Raw genomic sequence first — 23,365 nt, forward strand, 5'->3', positions numbered from 1 at the left:
GGTTTAAACAGGATGAGACAAAGTCGGCAAGTATCAAAGCTAAAAAGAAGATGGCAGCACTAGATGATGACTATCGTTCAACCCTTATAGAATCAGGGATTAAAATGCGCTAGCCGTGATTTAACTTGCTATAGGCAACTTACTGGTAGGTAACATCCTGATATTTAAGCCAGCCAGAGCGCTGTGGTTGTTCAGGCTGTAGGTGGGTTGATAGAACCATTCCACCTTTACTATTCCAGCTGTAAGTACCGCTAAAGGTCAGCATTTCCCCCACCAGCAGATTAGGTAGTGGTATTGATTTTTCGATATTGTGTTTAATTAATAATTTTCTGCCTGAGCTCAAACGAATCAAAATCATTTGCGCTACATAGGGAGATTGTTGATCTGCAAACAGTTTCGCAATACGTCCAATGCTACTAACCTTTGAACCACCACGTTGTTGCTTATATAAAAACTCAATATGATCCGCGCCCGCTAATAAAGAATCAGATTCACTATCACCATCGCTATAAAGATTATTTAACTGTGCATTATTATCATTAAAACAGCCCGATAAAAGCAACAAAAGCGGTAATAAACAAAACAGTTTCTTCGTTGCGTTGTTCATTACGTTATAACCGCCCTTTAAAGTTCAATACAGTTTCACCGGCTGCCGTTTTTGGACCGAGCCATGACAACGCCTGCAAGATAGAAGGGTCTAATTTTTCACGACCAATAATATTACCTTCAAGCTGATAGCTACCTCCCTCTTTTAAGGAGATATTTGCGTTTGTTGTTATTTGCTCAGAATGCTGTTTAAGCGAAGCCACGAAGCCACCTTCAACACAACTTAAGTCCATGCTCGGTGTCGCTAAATCAATATTACCCATTGGTGTGCCAATCTTGCCATCATGCCACACTAAATAACCGTCTAGCTCTTCGCAGTAAGGCGCGCCTTGTGATCCATTTTCAATCACTAAGGTGAATTTCCCCGATAAATCGACCGGCACAGGCAAGGTTAAATAAGGTAATAATGCGCTTGCTTGCATATCAACATTCACATCCGAAAGTGTCATACCAGACAAACTATAAGCGACAATACCTGCGCCACTCATGACTTTACGCCCATTGCTGAATTTAACATCCGCTTGAAGTTTAAGGGTAAACAGCGCTAGCCAATTCATTTTCCAAGTGACTTTTTGTAATTGAAATTGGTTACGATAATCGACCTGAGATAACTTACCATTCCAAAGCGTACCGGAAATATGGCCGATTTGAACACCGGCATTATCTGGGATAAAACGTGTGATCATACTAGCCGGAGCCGTTAACACTAACGAAAACAGGTATATGGCAATAAATGCCAAACTAATTTTTACTTTCATAAGACTTCTCTAATCTGTGTCTAAGTGATTAATGACTGAGTAATAGACGGTTAACTTTGATGTAACCTTTTTGATTGGTTTTTGCTAAGTCTGCATTCAATACGGACACACCATACTGATTACTCAGGGTGGTTAGCCATTTAAGAAAAGACTCAAACTCTACATTGGTTATCCACACTTCAATTTTATCGTTTTTATTCACAATACGAGAAAAGGTAATGCCACTCTTGCGTGCGCTGCTATTTAAAATCTGCGTTAAATTTCCACGTCTTGCTTGTGGTTTTCCCGCGCCAGCCTGTAATAAAAGAGTCGCTTTTTCTTGTGTCCAACTCAGTGTGGTTTCAGCACGTGTTAATTGTTTTTTACTTTCAGCAAGCTGATCCGTTAATGGCGTCCAAATACCCCAATATAACGTTGCAATGCCAATCACCACGGCGCTTGCTATCGCTAGTTGTTGCTCTCTTTGAGTAATACTTTCCCACCACTCTTTAAACTGTTCCATGGTTATTTCTTCCTTATTGTTAATAAACCACTTACTTGGTTTTTACTGCTGTTAAGCGCGCCCTGCTTTAGGGAATATTGCTGTGGCAATGAAGTGGAGAATTTTTCGAAAGCCTGGAAATTACTCGCGATACCTAAAATACGCATCTCTTGTTTCTTCTCATCGTACTTGAGGCTGCTCGGTGTTAGCGCCTTATTACTTTTAAAAGTCGGCGCTAATTCACCTAACATCACTAAGAAGCCAGATGCACCATTGCTATTGTTCATATCAGAAAGCATGGTTTTCAATTTTTTCTTAACGCGGGTATAACGTAGTTTTTTCTGACTTGGAAAAGCGAGTTTATAAACACTCTCAACTTGGCCCTTAACTAAGATGACCTCAGCTTCCATTTTTCGATTTTCCATGTACAAATTGACACAGCTAATCACAAAGAACAAAGCAGCCAAAATAGCAGGTAAACGCCATTTAACGATATTTTGATTGGTCTCTTTTTTTACTTTAAATTCGCCACTTAACAGGTTTACTTTGCAACTGAGTGCGCCAACCGATAACAATTCCATTGGTAATGTAGGCAGATCATTAACCCAATCACCACGACGCTCTTCTAAAAGAGGGCTGTAACTTTCGATTGTTTGCTGGCTATCTTGCTCAATTTTGCAGGAAAGAAAGACATCAAACATTGACAGCTCACTGCTCCAGGCAAGCTCTTTGCTTTCACGTACTATCCAGTGGTTATCAAGTTGCACCGCTTGCCAGTTTCTATCCGCTGGCGTTGGCAGTGCTAATCCTTCGGGAATAAATTGCTTACAACTAATTTGTGCGTCAGCGAGCCAACCTAACCAGTTATACATACGCTGTTTATCACACACGGCAACATGCACAAGATCAGTGCGTTTTGCGATCACGGAAAAATGTAATTTTTCAACATCACCCGCCAGCTCTTCCTCAATTAAATAAGGCAGTGCTTTTTGCATCTGACGATTAAAAGTGCCATTAATGGGCACTTCTTTAATGCAAACATCGACACCTGGTAATAAACAGATGACATGACGTGATGCGGCTTTTTCAGTTAATGTTTTTAACTGTTCGGCATTATCAATATCACCAGAAGCGATGATCTCTTTCTCGCCCTCTGACCAGATAAGCCAATGCTGTTTTTGCGAAGCTTCACTTGCTAGGCGGATTATTAATCGTTCACTCACCCACACTCTCCATCTATTTAAGCCCGCCCGATTGGTATCGGATCACTTTGGCTTTTTTTTCATCCATTTGAAATAGTAGCTGCACCGCAATAATACGATCTTCAAACTCGGCTTTGCCATTAAGTTGAAAATACTCGCTACTGACACTTAACTGTGCTTTTATTTCTGCTGAGGGTTTCGACTCACTAAAAATACTTAATGCTAAAAAATCATCGACGTTGTTCCAACCACTAACCGGTCGGTCCTCTAATACTTTAGTAAAATCACTTAACGCAAGGTTAAAATCACGTTCAAAAAGTGCATACAACACAGCGGCTTGTTCTACTTTTACTGTGTTGATATTAATTTTTTGGTCAACCGTTGGAATAGCACATAAATAAGGGGCAATACGGTCATAAACCTTCTGACCAACACCTTGTACTGCACGTAATTCGCTCACATCAACCATCAAGTTGTTTCCTGCTAAATGAGGAACTGAACGTGCTTGATAAATACTGTCTTCAGCGCCTTGTGCAGCATTACTTTGATCGTCTTTATCAACCCAATCACGTGCTGACTCAGCAATCATTTCAGCCGCGTAATCATTGATGCCAATGCCTTCTAGCAGGGCTTGAAACTGAGTCACCGGTGTTGCACGTATCGTGCCTTTGTCTTTAACCCCTAAGGCATTAAGATTAAAGCAACTGCGTAAATCTTTAAATTCACCTGTAATACTGCCATTCTCAAGGGGAAAAACCATCTCTGGCAATGCCCAGTTTTGATCTAAGCTGACGACATCACTATCGGCAAAGTCTTGGTTTAAGACCATTCGCCCGAAATCTCCGGCGGCTTGGCCATACCAGTACACACTTTGTGAGAAAATAAGCCCTTCTGTACGCTTTAAACTAAGTGTTAACCGTCCGGTCATGGTTGAGGCGATAGTCACCATAATCGCTAAAATCATTAATACAGTGATTAACGCAATGCCACGCTGTTTTTGAGGAGAATTAAGCATCATTTACTTAATACCTCACTTTCAGAAACCAAAAATTGTCGGTTAATCTCACCAAACTGTTTACTGGTAAAGGTGGTCTCAATACCTGAAGGTAATTTGCTTTTTTCAGTCCAAGTGGTTTTCCAACCATCAGACCAAAAACGAAAACTTAATTTTTCTATATTTTCTAATAAAACCTGCGTCTCAGGCACTTGCCCTGCAACAATGTCAGGGTACAAAAAGTATAATCGTTGCAGTTGCCCATCAAACAAACGGTAACGCACACGTAATAAGTTAGAGCGAGGCAACAAACCAAGCGGATTAGCCCAACCTAAACGGGTAAACTCAATACCTTCATCTTCTGATTCGAACAATGATTTTCCGACACTTAAAACGCGAATTTGGTCACTGTCGCCACTTTCATCTCTTGATGCACGGGCAATTATTTGCGTAAAATCTTGTTCAATGATGAGCATCGCACGTTGAATTTTTAATAATTCATCACTGTGTCGTTTACTGATTTCGCCACTGCGAATCACGCCTTGTAATACCTGATAAGAAACCATGCTCATCACGGCAAAAATAGAAATGGCGATCAATACTTCTAAGAGGGTGAAACCTTGCGTTGCACGGTAGGCATTACGGTTTTGCAATGTAAGTCCTCATATAAGCAAGTGCACGACCACGTTCAACATCACTCACTTCAATATCTAATGCTTTAAAATTATTATCGCCCGTTTCTACGCTTTTATAACGCAGATACCAAGTCACACCCGCTAAGTCGGCGGTATCGTATCGCCAGCTTGCTGCCGGCCATACTTTCTTCAATTTCAATTCCGTTAAGCTATTACTCGCTACCCACAAAGCAAAGGTTTTATTTTGTAGATGCGCCTGGCCATTTAATGCGCCTGATGCCGCGTTCATTACCGCTACACCGGATGTTGCCATGATAACAAGCGCCAGCATCACTTCGAGTAATGTCATGCCTTGCTGTTTTTTGAGTGTTGTCAGAAAATTCATTCATCACCTGACTTAGTGCGCTTAATAGCGCCACTCATACTCACTTCTAATAAACTACTGCGTTTATCCGCGCTGGTGCCTGTTTCTGAAAACAACACACGGAAAGGTGTCACTTCACCACTAGACATAATATAAACCTGCGGTGAATAACTTTTAACTTCGTCTTCATCGCTATCTATCTGCACTAAATAATCTTCATCGAGGAACACATCCTCATCTTCTGCTTCAATCTCATCCCACACAGACCCAAGTAAAGTATGCTCAAAGGTCATTGATTCAGGAATTTCGATTAATTTTCCAATTTGCTCAGATTCTAACGCTAACCATTTTTTACTTTCGTAATCATAAAAAGCAAAACGGTAAGTATTATCTTTAAAGACCAGCGCTAACTCTTTACCAGAGATTAACGCCTCGTCTTCTGCAAACTGCAATAACGTACTAAAACGCTGTGATTGCCAATCCACATTGTCATTTTCGTTAGCGTGCTGTGGCATTGCCATCATCACACCCACAGAGGCCATACCGATAAGCACTAATACCAGCATGATTTCCAGCAGGGTAAAACCTGCTTGGAAACGCGCCTTAGCGGAGTATTTAAACACCGTCTAAATACTTAGTCTTTCTTACCATCTAAATTCCAGTTACCGATATCATCATCAGTCCCTTCTTCACCATCTAGACCAACAGAGAACACATCAATTTTTCCGTGTTCGCCTGGGCTATTTAATACGTATTCATTACCCCAAGGATCTTCAGGTAAACGTTTAATGTAACCGTCTTCTGGGTAATTACGTGGCTCTGGATCGCCACTTGGTTTGTTTTGTAATGCTTCTAAACCTTGTTCTGTTGTTGGGTAACGGCTGTTATCTAATTTATACATATCCAATGCGTTTTCTAATGCAACCACATCAGATACCACTTTTTGGCGATCCGCTTTGTCTTTATTACCCATCAAATTAGGCACGACCATCGATGCTAGTACCCCAAGGATAACGATAACAACCATGATTTCGAGTAGTGTAAAACCACTCTGTTTTTTATTATTATTTTTCACGATATTTCCTTATTAAAATTAAATATAAACGTCACAATCTCAGTGTCATTTTACCCTGAAATCATATTATTAAGCTGTAAAATGGGTTGCAAAATAGCGCCCACAATAAACATGCCATTGAAAAAACCAGCACAGGTTCAAAAATTCCCAGCGCGACAGTAACTTTTGCAGAGAATTACTTGTGCTGAGAACTGTTTGTCTTGATTATGCGCAGATCGTTCCAGTTATATCAGATAATTATCCCAGATAGTTATACCAGGTAGTTATCCTGATACCATATTATTAAGCTGTAAAATCGGCTGTAAAATAGCGGACACAATAAACAACACAACACCTGCCATCGAAACAACTAACGCAGGTTCAAAAATTCCCAGCGCGACAGTAACTTGTGCTGAGAACTGTTTGTCCTGATTATCCGCAGATCGTTCCAACATATTACCTAATTCACCACTTCTTTCACCACTGGCAATCATATGTAACATCATCGGTGGGAATAACTTAGTACTCTCGAGTGAGCGACCCAAGCTGGTACCTTCCCTAACGAGGTTGGTTGCCTCGCTGACTTTCAAGCGAATATGTTGATTACTTAATACATTACCGGCAATACCCATCGCTTCTAACAAAGGCACGGCACTGCTGTTGAGAATGCTTAACGTACGTGCGAAACGTGCGGTATTAAGCTCATTCGCCACACGCCCTAATACGGGTAATTTTAATAGGTAGCGATCAAACCTAAGCTGATTTTTTTCTTTCTTCAGCCACACTTTGAATGAGAAAATAAAACCAATCACTAGCATGACAAAATAAAGGCCATAACTACTCAGTGCATCACTTGCAGCAATTAAAATTTTAGTCGGTGTCGGTAAATCCGCGCCCATATGCTCAAACTGGCCAATCACTTGCGGTACTACAGAAGTCAAAAGAATAGCGACAACTGAGATAGCCACCAGCGTTAATACGATGGGATAGATCAGCGCTTGCATCATCTTGCTTTTCATCTCTTGGCGTTGCTCTGCATAATCCGCCAAACGATCTAATACTTTATCAAGGTGTCCCGATTTTTCACCGGCTGCCACCATCGAACAAAATAGGTTATCAAAAATAAGGGGAAAACCGCGCATACTGTCAGAGAGTGTATGCCCTTCAATCACGCCACTGCGCACAGAGGAGATCATGGTTTTTATTTTAGGGTTATCACACTGTTCAGAAACCGCCTGTAAACATTCTTCAAGCGGAATAGAGGAAGCAACAAGGGTGGAAAGCTGTCGTGTCAACAGCGCTAATTCTGCGGTTTTTATTTTACTGCGTAATATGTTTGAACCCGCTTTAGTGGCTTTATTCGCCACCGGCTCAACTTCAACAGGAGTCAGCCCCATCGCGCGTAATTGCTGGCGCAATAAACGAGCAGAATCAGACTCTAGGGTGCCTTTTTTTTGTTTGCCATTGTTATCAATGGCTTTATAAGCAAAAGTCGCCACGCTAATCCTCTCTTGTTACACGCAGAATCTCTTCCAGTGTGGTTTGTCCATCTAAGACTTTAGCCAGGCCATCATCACGAATACTGGCAGAGGTTTGACGAATCACTTTCTCAACCGCTTGCTCACTTGCGCCATTTTGAATTAATTCACGCACTTCATCGGTCACCACTAATAATTCATGAATACCGGTACGCCCTTTATAGCCGCTGTTATTACATTTAGGACAACCAATGGCACGATATACCAGAGGATGTTCAGCTGCATTTAAGCCCAGTATTTGGTTTTCTTTTTCAGTCGATGGATGTGCTTCTTTACAATGCTTACATAAACGTCGTACTAAGCGCTGCGCAAGTACACCCAATAAGCTCGATGATAATAGGAAAGGTTCAACACCCATATCACGTAGACGTGTCACAGCACCCACGGCGGTATTAGTATGCAAAGTTGATAATACTAAATGCCCGGTTAAACTGGCTTGTACTGCGATATGTGCGGTTTCTAAATCACGTATTTCACCAATCATCACAACATCGGGATCTTGACGTAAGATGGCACGCAAACCACGTGCAAAGGTCATGTCTACTTTACTGTTAACCTGTGTTTGACCGATACCATCAATGGAATATTCTATTGGGTCTTCGACGGTTAAAATATTACGTTCTCTGGCATCAATCTCTAAAAGACCTGCATATAACGTGGTACTTTTACCCGAACCAGTTGGCCCAGTCACTAATATAATACCGTGTGGCTTATGGATTAGGTCACGCAGTAAATGATGGTTTTGCGTAGTCATACCCAACGTGTCTAGATCGAGTTTAATGGCATTTTTATCTAACAAACGTAATACAACACGTTCGCCGTGGCTGGCTGGCATCGTTGACACACGTACATCAACCGCACGTCCACCGATACGCAATGAAATACGGCCATCTTGTGGAATACGTTTTTCTGCAATATCCAGTTTAGCCATGACTTTAATACGCGAAACAAGCAGTGTCGCTAATTTGCGTTGTGGTTTAAGAATTTCACGTAAAACACCATCAACACGGAAACGTATCACCAGCGAGTTTTCAAAGGTCTCTATGTGTATATCTGACGCTTCTTCTTTTATCGCTTCACCGAGCATGGCATTAATAAGCTTGATAATTGGCGCATCATCTTCTGCTTCCAATAAATCTTCATCACCGGGTAACTCTTCAGCCAGTGTAAAGAAATCTTCACTGCCGATATCTTCCATTAACTGCTGTGCTTCCGATGACGATGATTGATAAGCAATGCCAACTAATTGGTCAAAACGCTCATCATTTACTTGTGTCAGTGTGAAGGTATGCCCTAAAACGCGGCGTACTTCGAGTAAAATATCAGCGCTAGGTTGCGCTTTAAAACACAGCTCGCTTTTGTCTCCATCATAAAAAATCACTAATGCGTGTTTCTTTGAAAATGGAAACGGTAGCTGCCCACGAGGTGTCACGTCAGAGTGATCTTCTTGACTCTCAATGATGCCCTCTAATGATTCGCCATCCAACGTGCTCATTACTGTTCTTCCTGCGCAGATTTATCTGCGTCATCAGTTGATTCAGTAAGCGCTGCCTGTTCTTTTTCATTTAAAGCTTTTTCTGCTTTTTTACGTTCCTTGTTAGACATAAAGTCAGCAGGGTTAATTTCTTGGCTCTTGCCCCATTCAGGTAAAACTGGTGCATTACTATTTGGCATGAGATTGATACCGCCCTCATTTTTTCCAAGCTGTACGTCACGAATCAAGCCGTACTTACGTGTACTTAGGTTCCTCATTGTTTCATCGTCACGAATAATCGTGGCGCGTAAGAAAATCATTAAGTTACGTTTTTCAGTGCTACTTTTGGTGGATTTAAAAAGATGACCAAGCCATGGGATATCCCCTAAAAGTGGCACTTTCTGGACCGTTTCAGTCACTTTCTCATCAATTAAACCACCAATAACAATGGTTTCACCCGATTTTGCTAAGACTGTCGTTTTAACAGAACGTGTCGCAAAAATAATATCGACAGAAGTAGATCCGTTAATAGTGGAAACCTCTTGCTCAATCACCATCTGAACCGCATCACCATCATTAATTTGTGGTGTTACTTTTAACTTAATACCAATTTCTTTACGTTCGATAGTCTGGAAAGGATTATCATTTGACGAACTTGAAGTCGCACCTGTTAGTACCGGTACTTCATCACCCACAACAAAACTTGCCTCTTCGTTATCCAGTGTCGTAAGACTCGGTGTTGCTAAAATATTCGATGAAGAGTTAGTACTGATTGCTTGTAACATGACCCCCCAATCATCACCTACGTAACCGGCAACACCACCCGCTAGTTTACCAATCACATTAACAACTGCATCAAGATCATCTTCATCATTACGTACCTGGTAAGCGGCGCCAATGACATCACCTGTGGTTACGCCATTATCTTTAAACTGCGTGCCACCGGCTGGGGTTGCCCACTGCACACTTAAGTTAATACCGTCATCTTCTGATACTTCGACAATAATCGCTTCAACCAATACTTGCGCACGGCGAATATCTAACTGACGAATAATGCTACTCAGCGAAGACATTAAAGCCGGCTGAGCAGAAATAACAATAGAGTTGGTTCCCTCATGCGATTCAATGCTTAATTCTGAACGACTCGATTTACTGCCTGCTTTTTTACCATCTTTATTTTCAATGCTTTTACTAACGCCTTTTAATACCGATACCACTTCTTTTGCGTTCGCATATTTAAGGTAAAAAACACGTGTATTACCGCTATTTTTAAGTTCGTCATCTAGTGTTTTCACTAACTTAACAATACGTGCACGGGTTTTCTTTTCACCACTAATAATCAATGAGTTAGTGCGTTCATCAGCGACTAGACGCGGTTTTAAAATGCTTGGCGTCGTATTTTTAGTACCGGCAGCTGGTTTTTGAATAGAGCTTACGATTTTCACCATCTCTAATGCACTTGCATATTTGAGCTTGATGATATCAACTTCTTGGTCACCGGCTTTATCAACACGGCGGATGATTTTAACTAAACGATTTACCACGGCAGCACGGCCGGTGATCATAATAACGTTTGATGGATCGTAATGAACCACGTTGCCACCACCCGCATTATCATTTAGCTGACGTAATAGAGGCGCTAATTCACGCACTGAAACATTTGTTACCGGCACAACGCGGGTAACCATTTCATCTCCTCTGAATTGCTGACCATCATCAACAACCGGAATCGCTGATACCTTTGCATCTTTGGCTTTAATGACTTTGATGATACCGCTTTCCATCTCAACAATGGCAAAACCGTAAACTTCTAAAACATTTAAAAAGAATTGGTAATATTGTTTTTCATTTAGTAGGTCATAACTACGTACATTAATGCTGCCACGTACTGTTGGATCTAAGACAATGGTTTTTTTGAGGTTCTTACCAACAATGTTGATAAATTCATTGATATCAGCATTTTTAAAACTGGCTGAGTATTCAGCGGCCGATACGGCACTAATATGGCTAACACTTAAAACAGTCGCTAAAAGCCCTAAATTAAGTAGCTTGCCTACTTTGTTTTTCATCCCTAAAAATATCATTCAATACTACTCCAACGTTCACTTAATTTTTTAAAGTTACTTTTTAACAAAAGCGTTTCTACTCTATTATGGGATACTAAAATACAACTCATGTAACTGCCCACCTCGCTCAACAGACAATGTCATGTCAGTCATGGTTGGGAACGCTTTCATTAACGTAAATGCTTGTTGCGTATCTGTTAAATCAATTCCATTTAATTCAACGGCTAAATCTCCACTTTTTAAACCCGCTTGTTCAAATAGCGCTCTGTTTTTACCTGGTTTAACACGATAACCTTTTACTTTACCGTTTTCTCTTACTGGTGAAATACGAATGTAATCGGTTAACTTCCCAGGGTTTTTCAGTAATTCTTTACGGTTTAGATTGACCGTTTTAACCTCTGCTTTAACAACTTGCTGAGATTTTGTTGTTTGGCCTTTTTTTTCATGGCTCAGGTGTTGTTTATCAAGAGACTCGACCCCATCTAACATTAAGGTTTGATGTGAACCATTGACTTCTAAAATAATACGATCTTGATAAATTTTCTTGATAACGGCACTGGTGCCATCAATTTTAGAATTCATAAAGTAGCTACCCTGACGCCCTTTGTTATCAATAATGACACTTGAATTCTGCGGGTCAGAAGAAGCAACAACACCAACTAGTTTTAAGTTCAGCCGCGTTTTAGGTGCATTATCAATCGTAGTTTCTTGCACAACGGTTTTAACCTCTTGCGCTTTTTCACCAAAGAGATGCTGCTGTTGTAATTGTCGGGTATTAATTTGGCTGCTATCTTGATTATTTTTAGCTGAGGCAGGTTTCCACAACAGTGCCGGTTTATTTTCAGGCACAAATGCCCATGTTAACAACGCGAGTTGATAAGCTAATAAAGAGGCAATAACAGCCAAAATGACCATGGGTGATTTTTGTAAAAAAGTAGCGAATGGCACTGATAACAACCCTGTTTTCATACAAATATAATAGTTTTACTATGCTACCTTAGGGTGAGCTTAGCAACAAGAAAATAGCACTAATTATGTGCTATTGAGGGATTAAACGCCTAGAAACAGTGTATTTACGACAGAAATTTGACTATATTTTTATTGCTAATTGCAAAAAATGAACTAGCGTTTAATTCTTCTTTGATATAATAACTCTTTATACAAGTGAGTATGCCGATGTCTGATAAACAATCCGATAAAAAAATTCGTTTAGATAAATGGTTATGGGCGGCACGTTTCTATAAAACTCGTAGCATTGCCCGTGATATGATTAACGGCGGTAAAGTGCATTATAATGGTCAACGCGCCAAAGCGAGTAAAGTCGTCGAATTGGGCGGATTATTAACCATTCGTCAAGGCGATACTTCAAAACAGGTGAGCATTGAACTACTATCAGACCAACGCCGTGGCGCGCCAATCGCAGAGACCCTTTACCAAGAAACAAGCGACAGTATAAAGAAACGCGAAGCCTATTCAGTGTTACGTAAACTGAGTTTACAAAATGCCCCGCACCCAGACAAAAAACCCAATAAAAAACAGCGCCGAGAGTTGATACAAGCGAAAGCACAACGTAACAGCGCTAATTTTGACTAATAGAGACAAAACTAATGACAGATCAACTACAGCGTTTCCTTTTTGATGACTTTGAAATTCGTGGCGAAATAGCCAATGCCGATAACAGCTTTAGTGAAATTATTAAAAATCACAACTTCAGCCCTGAAGTCGCTAATTTGGTCGGTGAATTATTAATCGCGACCACGCTACTAACAGCAATGCTGAAATTTGAAGGTAAAATTGCAGTACAGCTTCAAGGTGACGGCCCTGTAAAAATGGCAGTTATTAATGCCAACCAAGATTTACAAGTACGTGGCACCGCACGCGTAGATGGCGATACAACAGGTTTATCGTTCTCTGAGTTAGTGGGTAAAGGTCATATGATGATCACCATTACGCCTGATGAAGGCGAGCGTTACCAAGGTATCGTTGATATCAATCATGATTCGTTAAGCGCTTGTTTAGAAAATTATTTTGAACAATCTGAACAATTACCGACACGTGTTATTTTACACGCAAAACATGGTGAGAAATCATGTGCAGCAGGTCTTTTGATTCAAACGTTACCCGCGACAAGTGATACACATGAAGAAGATTTCCAACATGTATCAGCGCTTGCACAAACAGTTAAAGCTGAAGAGTTATATGAACTAACACAAGAAGACCTGTTATTCCGTTTATATCATCAAGACGCGCTACGTTTATTTGAAAAGCAATCTATTACTTTCAAATGCTCATGCTCAAAAGAACGTTGTTTATCATCTCTTGCTTCTATTGCACCTGAAGAGATTATGGATATCATCAACGAAAGTGGCGCTATTGAAATGCATTGTGAATATTGTGCCAGTGATTACCGTTTTGAAGTAAATGATCTACAAATTTTACTTGGCGATGATCATAACCAGCAACACTAATTTGTTGCGCAACGCTAAAATAATTTAGTGTTGCGCCTTTCTATCTTTTATTTAAAAAACCCACAAAAACGCCTGTCACATAATTGCTGCAATTATTTTACATATACGATTAATTTTTAATCGATAACATGACCTAGATCTCACCTATTTATCAGATAATACCTTACTCTCAACAATGAAATTTCAATCATTTAAGAGGAACTGAGTATGACTACATTAGCAATTAATACATTAAGCGAATATGGCATTACCGGTGTTTCTGAGATTGTGTATAACCCCAGCTATGACGTGCTCTTCAGTGAAGAAATGGACGACAAACTAGTTGGATTTGAGAAAGGAATTCTTACATCAAACGGCACGGTAGCTGTTGACACAGGCATATTTACAGGCCGCTCTCCGAAAGACAAATATATTGTAAAAGACGATACCACGCGTGACACCATTTGGTGGAGCGAACAAGGTAAAAATGATAACAAATCGATTGAGCAAGATACCTGGGCACACTTAAAAAACTTAGTGAGCACAGAGCTATCAAACAAACGATTATTTGTCATTGATGCTTATTGCGGTGCGAATGAAAGTTCTCGTCTAAAAGTACGTTTCATCATGGAAGTGGCGTGGCAAGCGCACTTCGTTAAAAATATGTTTATTCGCCCAACCGAGGCGGAACTTGTCGATTTTGAACCAGACTTTGTTGTTATGAACGGTTCTAAAACAACGAATCCTGATTGGCAATCTCAAGGATTGAATTCTGAAAATTTTGTTGCCTTTAACCTGACTGAGAAAGTACAAGTCATTGGTGGTACTTGGTACGGCGGCGAAATGAAAAAAGGTTTGTTCTCTGTGATGAACTACCTACTTCCACTTAACGGAATGGCGTCTATGCATTGTTCCGCTAATGTCGGTGAAGCTGGTGATACGGCAATCTTCTTTGGCTTGTCTGGCACAGGTAAAACAACACTGTCTACAGACCCTAAACGTGCCTTAATTGGTGATGATGAACACGGCTGGGATGATCACGGTGTATTTAATTTTGAAGGAGGCTGCTACGCAAAAACAATTCGTTTAAGCGCAGAAGCTGAACCGGATATCTTTGGTGCTATTCGCCGTGATGCACTACTTGAAAATGTGATGATTGATGCACAGGGTGTCGTTGATTACGATGATGCGAGTAAAACTGAAAACGCACGTGTTTCTTACCCGCTTGATCATATTGATAACATTGTAAAACCTATCTCTAAAGGTGGGCATGCGCAAAAAGTTATCTTCTTAACAGCGGATGCCTTTGGTGTTTTACCGCCGGTGTCAAAACTGACTAAAGCGCAAACACAGTATCACTTCCTTTCTGGTTTCACGGCTAAATTAGCAGGAACAGAGCGCGGCATCACTGAACCAACACCTACTTTCTCCGCTTGTTTTGGCGCTGCATTTTTATCATTGCACCCAACGCAGTATGCAGAGCAATTGGTAAAACGTATGGAAGCCTGCGGTGCAGAAGCGTATTTAGTGAATACCGGTTGGAATGGTTCGGGTAAACGTATCTCTATTCAGGATACACGTGGCATTATCGATGCGATTTTAGATGGGTCGATTGAAAGTGCACAAACCAAACAGATTCCACTGTTTGACCTAACCGTGCCATTAGCCTTACCGGGTGTTGATAGTGGTATTCTTGATCCACGTGATACTTACAGCAATGTTGCTGAGTGGGATGAGAAAGCGGAGAATCTTGCACAATTGTTTATCGATAACTTTGCACGTTATACCGATAAGCAACAGGGAAAAGACCTGGTTAGTGCAGGACCACAACTCAGTAAACACCTAGTTTAGACTTTACATCGCGCTTACTGACAATAAGCGCGATTTGTTTTTACCCCTGCCAATTTAATACTCTCTAATACGACCTCTTCAGCAACAAAGCTAATAATTACTCTTTACTGCTCACTATTTAACGCTCTTATTTAATACGTAACAGTTGCTCAACTAATTGCATTGCTCCATCTTCACAGGGAAGTTCATCGGGGTAGTCACTGTCAGTTAACTTTTCAATAATCGCGTTTAAGACCGGCCCTGCGAGTTGCTTTTCTTCTATCTCAACAAAGGGAACACGATCCCTTAAAAATTGATTTAAGTAAGGCGTTTCAGGCCAATCGGGACGCACTAAACTCATCACTCTAATTTTTTTGTATTTTGCGATAGCAGCAATTTCACAATAAGTGCCATAACCCGGTTTAGTGATAATGAAATCACTGGCGGCAACTAATTGTATAAAGGGCACTTTTAACGCGCCTATTTGAGTCATATCAGTACGTAAAGCCGGAATCGCTTGATCCACCAGCCAATGTACCCCTTCTTTTTTAGGCCAATTTTGTAAATCTAATGGGAAAGGTAAACCGCCAAGTGCAATCAGGCCTATTTTTTTAGTATTAATAGGCAATTGCTTTAATAAAGCGGCTAAGTCGGCCTTAGGCTGATCGTTAATACTGGAAATTTCAATCTCATTAGCATCATTTAATGGCACAAAAGGCAGCGGTTTAAAAACCTGTCCAACAGCTTGATACACAGAGTGCATTTTTTGATAAACGGCTTTTGTCTCGGCGTTATTATCTAAACAGTACGCTTGGTAAATTTGTGCCCAGTTAAAAGGTGCGACAGAGGCGGTTTTTATACCCAGTTGATGCGCGGCGTCAAGACTAATGGGAGAAATATTACTGATCAACATATCGGGTTTTATTGTCGCTAACAGTTTTTTCTCACTATCAACACAAGACTGCCAATTATCAAAAAGCAGTTGATATTTCTGTCGGCTATTTTCAATATCGATACCGATAGGAGAAGACATCAACATGCCAAAGTCCGAGCCAAGCTCATAATAATCAAAACCCCCGGTTAAACGAGAATCCAAATAAGACTTTGGTAGTAGCGTCATAAGCGATATTTTAATGTGCGGATAAAAGCGCATTAAACGATTAATCACTGAGCATGAAATCGCACCATGACCAAAACCATGCGCGGTAATAGAAAAGCACAGATGCATTATCGGTTTCCTATTTTTTGACAAATAGCTTCAGCCAACTGATGGCTAGCTAAGTTACGCTGAACCACTTCGGTAGCTATTTTCCCGCTGGCAACCACAGTTAACCAATCATCAATCATGGCGCTAAAACCTTTACTGGCTAACATAGGTGTCCAATCGGCTAAACGTAATTCTGTTTTCTGATTCGCTTTCCACTGTGTCCCGGAGACAAAAGAGTCAAATTGGTAACTGTCGTTTTCATAGTTAAACGAAACCACTTCATTGGTAATCCCATATAAACGGTTCATAGAAGCATGTAATAACGTGCCATTTTGCAGCCACTGCACATCTAAACGCCCTAGTTGATCACCTTTGAATTGAGTGACGATATTAATATCATCAATATTATTTTTAGCGTGAATATTAACGCTGTCTAATGGATGAATAAAATCATCAAAAACAAAAGTGCGTAATGCCCCCGGTAAATCAAAACGGTTTTTTTCCCAACGTAAAGACAGTAATTTTTCATTACTTAAGTGTTGATTATAAAGCGGGATAAAACGACGATTGAAGCCCATATACAGCGGTACATTGCGTTTTTCAGCCAACTCATACAGTTTTTCACAATCAAAGGCGTTATCAGCCAATGGTTTATCTACAAAAGTGGCAATGCCTTGCTCTAAAAAATAGGACGCAATCGCAGGGTGTGAAGTCGTACTGCTATGAATCATGACCGCATCAATATTTTGCTTATTGAGCAGTCGGTAATCTTGGAATGTCGATTTAACACGATACTGTTTAGCTAATCGGGTTAATGTGGCTTGATTACGTGTGCAAAAAACTAACTCTATGTTTTCCAGTTGAGTTAACACTGGCAGATAGGCTTTTTGAGCGATATCCCCTAATCCAATAATAGCAATTTTCATGAAAGGGCCTTTTAAGCGAGATAGAGTAGACAAAGTGTTCTATGATTACTGTTCAAATCAGAGGTAGTTTATATGAATATTAAAAAGCGTCATATCATCGAAGTCGCCTTTTCGCTGTTTTACCAAAAAGGTATTCATGCGGTGGGCATTAATGAAATTATTAAAACGGCAGGCGTTGCTAAAAAGACTCTCTACAACCATTTTGTCAGTAAAGATGAGTTAATTGTGGCCACGCTTATCTACCGCGATCAGTTAGAGGTAAACCATTTAAAGTTTAAACTAACCAGTGCTGAAATTGGTAAAGATGCGTTGCTTGCTTTGTTTGAACTACTCCATGATTTTATTAATAATCACGACGCCACGCTGGGTGACTTTAGAGGAGATTATTTTAATAATAGTTGTGCTGAATATGCACAAACAAATCCACTACTTTATGAAACCTGTCAGGCACATAAAATCGCGGTTAAAAGTATTATTCAGACACATGTTGATTCCTTTGAGCAAAAGCCTGAAAAAAATCAATTTCTTGTTGATACCATTTTCTTATTAAAAGAAGGCGTGATTAATGGGGCATTGGTACAAGGTAACTTGAACAGTGCAATCGAAGCAACCGCATGTGTTGAGAGTTTGTTACGCTTTAAACGTTAATTAAACATAACCGCGAAGTCGCTTCGTGGTTATGTTTTAGTATTTAGACTCTTACAGTGGAAAGTGCTTAACTGTTATTGCTGTTTTTCCCACATCAAGCATATTTGATTCAAAAATGAGTTGATACGGTAAGGTTGATACTTCAGCGGAATCTTATTTTCAAGTGCAGGAATCGGTCTTTGATCTTTTCTTAAACGGCTTAAAATCAGCTTCAATAAACCATCTAAATAATGCTTAAACTGCTCACTCTCATAAATAGCCTGCCAATCAATCACTGCACCATCATGGTTTTCTCTGATCATTGGCCCTATTTGTTGAGTATGCTTCTCTATCTCAGCATCGCCCATGCAGTACTCTTTAACTAACTGTAAAAAAAGATCTAAACATTCACCGCGGGGAACAATGCTAAAAAATTCTTTTTCCTCGGTTATTTTTTTACCTTCTAGCGGTATATTCACAGTGCGATATAACACTTCAAACATGTGCACAATAGTACGATCGAGAATACGTTGCTTAGGAAAACGCGTGTCTTGCACATTCTGTTCAATTATTTCATAGAAGTGTGCCACATCTAGGTTGTCAGCAACTTGACGCGCCAACTTATCCGCCACAGCCAGCGGAATTCTATTTTCTAATAATGTATTGGTTACTGTTTCTTTAAGTAATTTTTGCAGTTTTAGATGTACTTGATCAAAACGCTCATAGGGTGGTGAAGCAGGCATCTGTTTCCTTTAGGGGACAATATATTAGAAGGCTAGTTTAACCTAAAATCGACCATACATAGAGATGCGCGTTAGGATTGATATTAGTCATTGAAATTTTGTGACGTTAGTCTAAACTTTGCCCACAATTAACAGGAGAGGTCCTATGTCAGACAAAGTATTTATCACCGCGAAAACGCTACTTGAAGATTCATTCCGCCTAGCTGCACAAGTCTACGACAGTGGCTTTCGCCCACAGTTTATTGTTGGTATTTGGCGTGGGGGTGCACCAATTGGTATCGCTGTACAAGAATACTTTGACTACAAGAAAGTAGAAACGGATCATATCGCTGTACGTACTTCGTCTTATTACGGTATCGGTAAACAAAGTAAAACCATTAAAGTGCATGGTTTACATTACATTATCGAGAATGCCAATGCGGATGACGGTCTATTAATCGTTGATGATGTATTTGATTCAGGCCGTAGTGTTGTTGCATTAAAAGAAAAACTTTCTGAGCTAATGCGTTTGAATATGCCACGCGACGTACGTATCGCAACGCCTTATTACAAACCTAAAAATAAAGCCGTTGAAATGGTACCAGATTACTTTATTCATGAATCTGAAGAGTGGTTAGTTTTCCCACATGAAATATCAGGTTTAAGCATTGAAGAAATCGCAAACGGTAAAAGTGACTTTGAAAATATCAAACACCTATTTACAGAGGAGTCTTAAGCTCGGTTACGTAACATGGTGAGTAAAAAGGAGACTAAATAGTCTCCTTTTTTGTTTTTGTAAGTGTTGCTTCGAGCACATCAGGGTACAACTTAAAAAAGGTCTCTGTTAATTCTTCATAATGATCAGCTAGAGTAACAAACGTATCAGCGAGAGGAGTCATTCGAGGACTACGTGATGCAATACGCTGCAATGCAAAATCAATATTCTTTAAATCGACATAATGTTCAAACCACCTACCCTGCCAGACTAATGTCGACACCCTCTCAAATCGCTCAGGTAATGGCTCTGTTAATACTTTTGTTTCTTCAGCAATAATCGTTTGCGCTTGTATTGAAAAATCACTTAACGACTGCCTATGAAAAGTTAACCAGTGCTTGGCTAAACAATGATCCCAAAACATATCTAAACTGATAGGCGAGAATCGACGTAACTCTTTTGAAAATAAAGGTTTTACCGTTTTTATTAATGGATGCGCATCGGTATAACTATCAACAAATCGATGTAAACGAATGCCTTTTACAACTTCTGGGTTATATGAACCATCGGGATTACCTTTTACAAAATCACCTAAAAAATTGCCCAACAAACTAGTCTGGGTATGCTGTGCAATATGTAGATGGGCAAGATAGTTCATTAAGCGACTCGTTGGTTAATACGTGAATTAACGATAGTATAACTAAAATTAGTCAGAGAGCTTAATATGTTAACACTGCCCGTCACCTATTCCGTTACTTGTAGCCATGCGTTATTGCTCGATGTCATTCCACAATTTCAAATAGACAAAGCAGTGCACTGTGAATTCTGGTGTCAGGGCCTGAATGATACGTATAAAGTAAAAACAGAGCTCGATACCTTTATATTACGTATTTATCGTTATGGCTGGCGAGATTTAGCATCGATCAACTTTGAGATACAAGCATTGCTTCATTTACAGGAAAATGGCGCTGACATTGCTTATCCTATCGCGACAAAAAAAGGGGATTATATTGTCCCGTTGAATGCGCCTGAGGGTCTGCGTTATATCATACTAACCCGTTATATTGCCGGTAATGAGCTCGACTTCTCTATTCCTAACAATTCGGCGTTATACGCCCAACACCTTGCGCAAATTCATTTTTGCTCTGAACAATTGAAAACCTCTAAGCAACGCTTTCAATTGGATGTTAAGCATCTGATTAGTGAGCCATTAGCGCGTATTAAACCTTTTTTGATAGATCGCCAAGATGATTGGTTATTTATTAAAAACACAGCTGACAAGCTCGCTATTACCCTACAAAAAGCACTCGATGAATCACAGGATATCGGCTTTTGCCATGCTGATATGCATGGGGGGAATGCACATTATGATGGAACATCGCTGGTGAGTTTTGATTTTGATTGCTGCGCAATCGGCTTACGTGTTTATGATTTAGCGGTTTTCAAGTGGTCATTAAAGTCACAGGGAAAAGAAGAGGCCATCTGGCAGCGGTTCTTACATGCCTACCAACAACAGCGCCCATTAGCAGGTGATGATATTATGTTAATAGACAGCTTGGTTTCTATCCGTCATTTATGGTTAATCGGTTTGCATATTGATATTGCAGTTGCTAAAGGCTGGTTAGATGACAACTATTTTGATCAAAAAATAGCTTTTTTAAAAGAGAACAAAAATTTAGGTAAATAAGATAAATAACCAAACATAACCACGAAGCCACTGCGTTACTCAGAGAGCACAAAAAAGGGTTCTGTCGCAAAGTTGACGAAGTGAAGCGATATATTGATAATGCAACGTCACAATAGCTGAGTATTATTAACATGAAGCTTAGCTTTTCAGGATGCCATTTCCCACAAGAGATCATCATGCAGCACTTCGTTATTACTTAGCGTACAAATTAAGTTGCCGTGAAATAGAAGAGATTTTTTCTGAGCGAAATATCCGCTTTGACCACTCAACATTAAATCGTTGGGTGATAAAATATGCGCCATTACTTGAAGCCAATTTCAGAAAAATAAAACGTAAAGTAGCTGATTCATGGCGTATAGATGAGACCTATATTAAGGTCATAGGTAAGTGGGTCTACTACTATAGAGCCGTAGATAAGTATGGCGCTATTATTGATTTCTATTTGAGTGAAACACGTAATGAACAGGATGCACGGGCCTTCTTTGATAAAGCGATAGGCAGTAGTGGATTTCTAAATAAAGTTGTTATCGATAAAAGTGGCGCGAATGTAGCTGCGTTAGATACCATCAATATTAGCCTTTGGTTAGGTGGATACATGTTGCGCATGATCGAAGTATTGGCAGTTAAATACCTCAACAATATTGTTGAACAAAGTCATCGAAAAGTGAAAGGTAAAATGCATCAATGTTTAGGATGGAAGTCTTGGATGGGTGAATAATCAACCTTGGCAGGTATTGAAGTCTGCTCCATGATTAAGCAAGGACAGATGATTAACACAGAAAAATAACGTCATGGGAGCAGTTTTCTTCTTTAATTGCATAATTGTATCTGAGGAAAAGTGCCTTTTTAATTTAGAACCCACAATCTGAGTTTGCGACAGAACCTTATTTTCAAGTCGATAGCCGGGTAACATTTTATGCAACCTCAGCTTGCTTTTTCGCCTTTGAATGTCGATGTTCTATCGCTTTACTCACGCATTCAAGAAAGACTAATGTGTCGTCCCAGCATAAACATTCATCGGTAATCGATTGCCCGTAATTAAGCCCATCCAAATTTATCTTCTGGTTGCCTCCGAGTAAAAAACTTTCACACATGACACCAGCAATGCTCTTCTCACCCGACATCATTTGTTCAGCTATATTGTCAGCAACAGAAAGTTGGTTTTTAGCTATTTTCCCGCTATTTCCATGGCTGCAATCTACCACTAATCGAGGAGTCAGGTGACTATATTGAAGATGGTAGGCTGCGTTTTTCACGTCACGACTTGAATAGTTTGGTGTTGCGCCGCCTCGTAAAATGATATGGCAGTGATCGTTCCCTTGCGTTTCTACAGCAAACGTTTGGTTGTTTTCGCTTTGTGCAAGCACAAGGTGGCGATCTTTTGCAGCGTGTATAGCATCAATGGCGATAGAGACATTTCCATCCGTGCCGTTTTTAAAGCCAATGGGACAATGAAGTCCTGAAGCCAGTTGACGATGAGGCTGAGACTCTGTTGTACGCGCTCCTATAGCACCCCAGCAAACCATATCGGCAATGTAGGGCGCGATGTTAGTGTCTAAAAACTCAGTGGCGATTGGCATCCCGAGCTCTAGAATTGATTTCATCAGTTGTCTGCTGCGAGTTACACCCTGGAGAAAATTAAACTCACTATTCAGATCTGGCGTGACGATAAAACCTTTCCAACCAGCTCTTGTACGTGGCTTTTCAAAGTAAGTACGCATCACCAGCTTTAAGGTTCCGCGGTACTGTTTTTGCATTTTGACTAACCGAGTTGCGTATTCTATTGCCGCGTGGGGATCATGTATTGAGCATGGGCCGATGATCACTAATAGCCGAGGGTCTTCGCCTAAAAGTATACTTTTAATTTCTGCTCTTTGTTGTTCAATAAATTGTTGAAGTTGCTCATTCAAGCGAGTTTCGCGCTGAATGGATTCAAGACTAGGCAGCAACATCACTGATGATGCATTTATGATATTTTCTAACATTTTCATGGACACTATCCGTAAAGTCGCACTAAACAAACACCCAAACC

Annotated in this window: 24 protein-coding genes and 1 pseudogene; 7 read left to right on the top strand and 18 right to left on the bottom strand. The window is 40.2% G+C overall.

Annotated elements, in window-relative coordinates; all coding sequences use genetic code 11:
- Positions 1–139: 139 nt before the first annotated feature.
- The 13 genes from CXF74_RS04420 to gspC form a co-directional block, all read right to left on the bottom strand.
- Entirely contained in the window at positions 140–607 is a 468-nt protein-coding gene (locus CXF74_RS04420) for a DUF3465 domain-containing protein (RefSeq protein WP_101081194.1), read from the bottom strand.
- A gap of 4 nt (positions 608–611) precedes the next feature.
- The gene (locus tag CXF74_RS04425) at positions 612–1,364 is read right to left on the bottom strand and encodes a type II secretion system protein N (RefSeq protein ID WP_101081195.1); all 753 of its coding nucleotides are present in this window, start codon (positions 1,362–1,364) and stop codon (positions 612–614) included.
- A 28-nt stretch (positions 1,365–1,392) separates the two neighbouring features.
- Positions 1,393–1,866, bottom strand: a complete 474-nt coding sequence (locus CXF74_RS04430; RefSeq protein WP_101081196.1) for a type II secretion system protein M — start codon at positions 1,864–1,866, stop codon at positions 1,393–1,395.
- Positions 1,867–1,868: 2 nt separating this feature from the next.
- Positions 1,869–3,068 carry a type II secretion system protein GspL gene (gene gspL / locus CXF74_RS04435; RefSeq protein WP_101081197.1) on the bottom strand — a complete coding sequence of 400 codons (1,200 nt, stop codon included), beginning with the start codon at positions 3,066–3,068 and terminating at the stop codon, positions 1,869–1,871.
- 13 nt (positions 3,069–3,081) lie between these two features.
- Positions 3,082–4,065 (bottom strand): type II secretion system minor pseudopilin GspK, encoded by a 984-nt coding sequence (gspK, locus tag CXF74_RS04440; RefSeq protein WP_101081198.1) that lies wholly within the window; start codon positions 4,063–4,065, stop codon positions 3,082–3,084.
- Positions 4,062–4,694 (bottom strand): type II secretion system minor pseudopilin GspJ, encoded by a 633-nt coding sequence (gspJ, locus tag CXF74_RS04445; RefSeq protein ID WP_101081199.1) that lies wholly within the window; start codon positions 4,692–4,694, stop codon positions 4,062–4,064. Before gspJ ends, gspK begins: the two co-directional genes overlap by 4 nt.
- Positions 4,681–5,061 (bottom strand): type II secretion system minor pseudopilin GspI, encoded by a 381-nt coding sequence (gene gspI / locus CXF74_RS04450; RefSeq protein WP_198552781.1) that lies wholly within the window; start codon positions 5,059–5,061, stop codon positions 4,681–4,683. The genes gspJ and gspI overlap by 14 nt, the downstream gene beginning before the upstream one ends.
- Entirely contained in the window at positions 5,058–5,663 is a 606-nt protein-coding gene (gene gspH, locus CXF74_RS04455; RefSeq protein WP_157822328.1) for a type II secretion system minor pseudopilin GspH, read from the bottom strand. The genes gspI and gspH overlap by 4 nt, the downstream gene beginning before the upstream one ends.
- Positions 5,664–5,674: 11 nt before the next feature.
- On the bottom strand, positions 5,675–6,118 hold the full coding sequence (gene gspG / locus CXF74_RS04460) for a type II secretion system major pseudopilin GspG (RefSeq protein WP_101081201.1): 444 nt from the start codon (positions 6,116–6,118) through the stop codon (positions 5,675–5,677).
- Between the two features lie 260 nt (positions 6,119–6,378).
- Complete coding sequence (gspF, locus tag CXF74_RS04470; RefSeq protein ID WP_101081202.1) at positions 6,379–7,593, bottom strand: type II secretion system inner membrane protein GspF; 1,215 nt, start codon at positions 7,591–7,593, stop codon at positions 6,379–6,381.
- A 1-nt stretch (position 7,594) separates the two neighbouring features.
- A complete protein-coding gene (gspE, locus tag CXF74_RS04475; RefSeq protein ID WP_101081203.1) occupies positions 7,595–9,127 on the bottom strand; it encodes a type II secretion system ATPase GspE in 1,533 nt (510 codons plus the stop codon).
- Positions 9,127–11,175 (bottom strand): type II secretion system secretin GspD, encoded by a 2,049-nt coding sequence (gspD, locus tag CXF74_RS04480; protein ID WP_101081311.1) that lies wholly within the window; start codon positions 11,173–11,175, stop codon positions 9,127–9,129. Before gspD ends, gspE begins: the two co-directional genes overlap by 1 nt.
- An 81-nt stretch (positions 11,176–11,256) precedes the next feature.
- Positions 11,257–12,120 carry a type II secretion system protein GspC gene (gspC, locus tag CXF74_RS04485; protein WP_101081312.1) on the bottom strand — a complete coding sequence of 288 codons (864 nt, stop codon included), beginning with the start codon at positions 12,118–12,120 and terminating at the stop codon, positions 11,257–11,259.
- Positions 12,121–12,348: 228 nt separating this feature from the next.
- On the opposite strand from gspC, the gene hslR reads away from it, so the two are divergent.
- The 3 genes from hslR (at position 12,349) to pckA (ending at position 15,470) form a co-directional block, all read left to right on the top strand.
- Positions 12,349–12,765, top strand: a complete 417-nt coding sequence (gene hslR / locus CXF74_RS04490) for a ribosome-associated heat shock protein Hsp15 (RefSeq protein ID WP_101081204.1) — start codon at positions 12,349–12,351, stop codon at positions 12,763–12,765.
- Positions 12,766–12,779: 14 nt separating this feature from the next.
- Positions 12,780–13,640 carry an Hsp33 family molecular chaperone HslO gene (hslO, locus tag CXF74_RS04495; RefSeq protein ID WP_101081205.1) on the top strand — a complete coding sequence of 287 codons (861 nt, stop codon included), beginning with the start codon at positions 12,780–12,782 and terminating at the stop codon, positions 13,638–13,640.
- A gap of 207 nt (positions 13,641–13,847) precedes the next feature.
- Entirely contained in the window at positions 13,848–15,470 is a 1,623-nt protein-coding gene (gene pckA / locus CXF74_RS04500; RefSeq protein ID WP_101081206.1) for a phosphoenolpyruvate carboxykinase (ATP), read from the top strand.
- Positions 15,471–15,597: 127 nt separating this feature from the next.
- Here pckA and CXF74_RS04505 read toward each other — a convergent pair whose 3' ends face one another.
- Together CXF74_RS04505 and CXF74_RS04510 are read right to left on the bottom strand one after the other, a co-directional pair.
- A complete protein-coding gene (locus CXF74_RS04505; protein ID WP_101081207.1) occupies positions 15,598–16,677 on the bottom strand; it encodes a hypothetical protein in 1,080 nt (359 codons plus the stop codon).
- Positions 16,677–17,582 (bottom strand): Gfo/Idh/MocA family protein, encoded by a 906-nt coding sequence (locus CXF74_RS04510; protein WP_101081208.1) that lies wholly within the window; start codon positions 17,580–17,582, stop codon positions 16,677–16,679. The genes CXF74_RS04505 and CXF74_RS04510 overlap by 1 nt, the downstream gene beginning before the upstream one ends.
- A 72-nt stretch (positions 17,583–17,654) precedes the next feature.
- On the opposite strand from CXF74_RS04510, the gene CXF74_RS04515 reads away from it, so the two are divergent.
- Positions 17,655–18,230 carry a TetR/AcrR family transcriptional regulator gene (locus CXF74_RS04515; protein ID WP_101081209.1) on the top strand — a complete coding sequence of 192 codons (576 nt, stop codon included), beginning with the start codon at positions 17,655–17,657 and terminating at the stop codon, positions 18,228–18,230.
- 74 nt (positions 18,231–18,304) lie between these two features.
- On the opposite strand, the gene CXF74_RS04520 is transcribed toward CXF74_RS04515, so the two are convergent.
- Complete coding sequence (locus CXF74_RS04520) at positions 18,305–18,952, bottom strand: hypothetical protein (protein ID WP_101081210.1); 648 nt, start codon at positions 18,950–18,952, stop codon at positions 18,305–18,307.
- Positions 18,953–19,097: 145 nt separating this feature from the next.
- Here CXF74_RS04520 and CXF74_RS04525 point away from each other — a divergent pair, with 145 nt between their 5' ends.
- Positions 19,098–19,667, top strand: coding sequence for a phosphoribosyltransferase (locus CXF74_RS04525; protein WP_101081211.1), 570 nt, complete (start codon positions 19,098–19,100; stop codon positions 19,665–19,667).
- A 34-nt stretch (positions 19,668–19,701) separates the two neighbouring features.
- On the opposite strand, the gene CXF74_RS04530 is transcribed toward CXF74_RS04525, so the two are convergent.
- Entirely contained in the window at positions 19,702–20,304 is a 603-nt protein-coding gene (locus tag CXF74_RS04530) for an acyl carrier protein phosphodiesterase (protein ID WP_101081212.1), read from the bottom strand.
- Positions 20,305–20,370: 66 nt separating this feature from the next.
- Between CXF74_RS04530 and CXF74_RS04535 the strand changes: the two genes are divergently transcribed.
- Both CXF74_RS04535 and CXF74_RS04540 read left to right on the top strand, forming a co-directional pair.
- Positions 20,371–21,333, top strand: a complete 963-nt coding sequence (locus CXF74_RS04535; protein ID WP_101081213.1) for a phosphotransferase enzyme family protein — start codon at positions 20,371–20,373, stop codon at positions 21,331–21,333.
- Between the two features lie 131 nt (positions 21,334–21,464).
- A pseudogene (locus CXF74_RS04540) lies at positions 21,465–22,051 on the top strand (IS6 family transposase).
- 196 nt (positions 22,052–22,247) lie between these two features.
- On the opposite strand, the gene CXF74_RS04550 reads toward CXF74_RS04540, so the two are convergent.
- The gene (locus CXF74_RS04550; RefSeq protein ID WP_101081215.1) at positions 22,248–23,324 is read right to left on the bottom strand and encodes a 3-deoxy-7-phosphoheptulonate synthase; all 1,077 of its coding nucleotides are present in this window, start codon (positions 23,322–23,324) and stop codon (positions 22,248–22,250) included.
- Positions 23,325–23,365 lie beyond the last annotated feature (41 nt).

The organism is Psychromonas sp. Urea-02u-13 (genome assembly GCF_002835995.1).
Classification (GTDB): Bacteria; Pseudomonadota; Gammaproteobacteria; order Enterobacterales; family Psychromonadaceae; genus Psychromonas.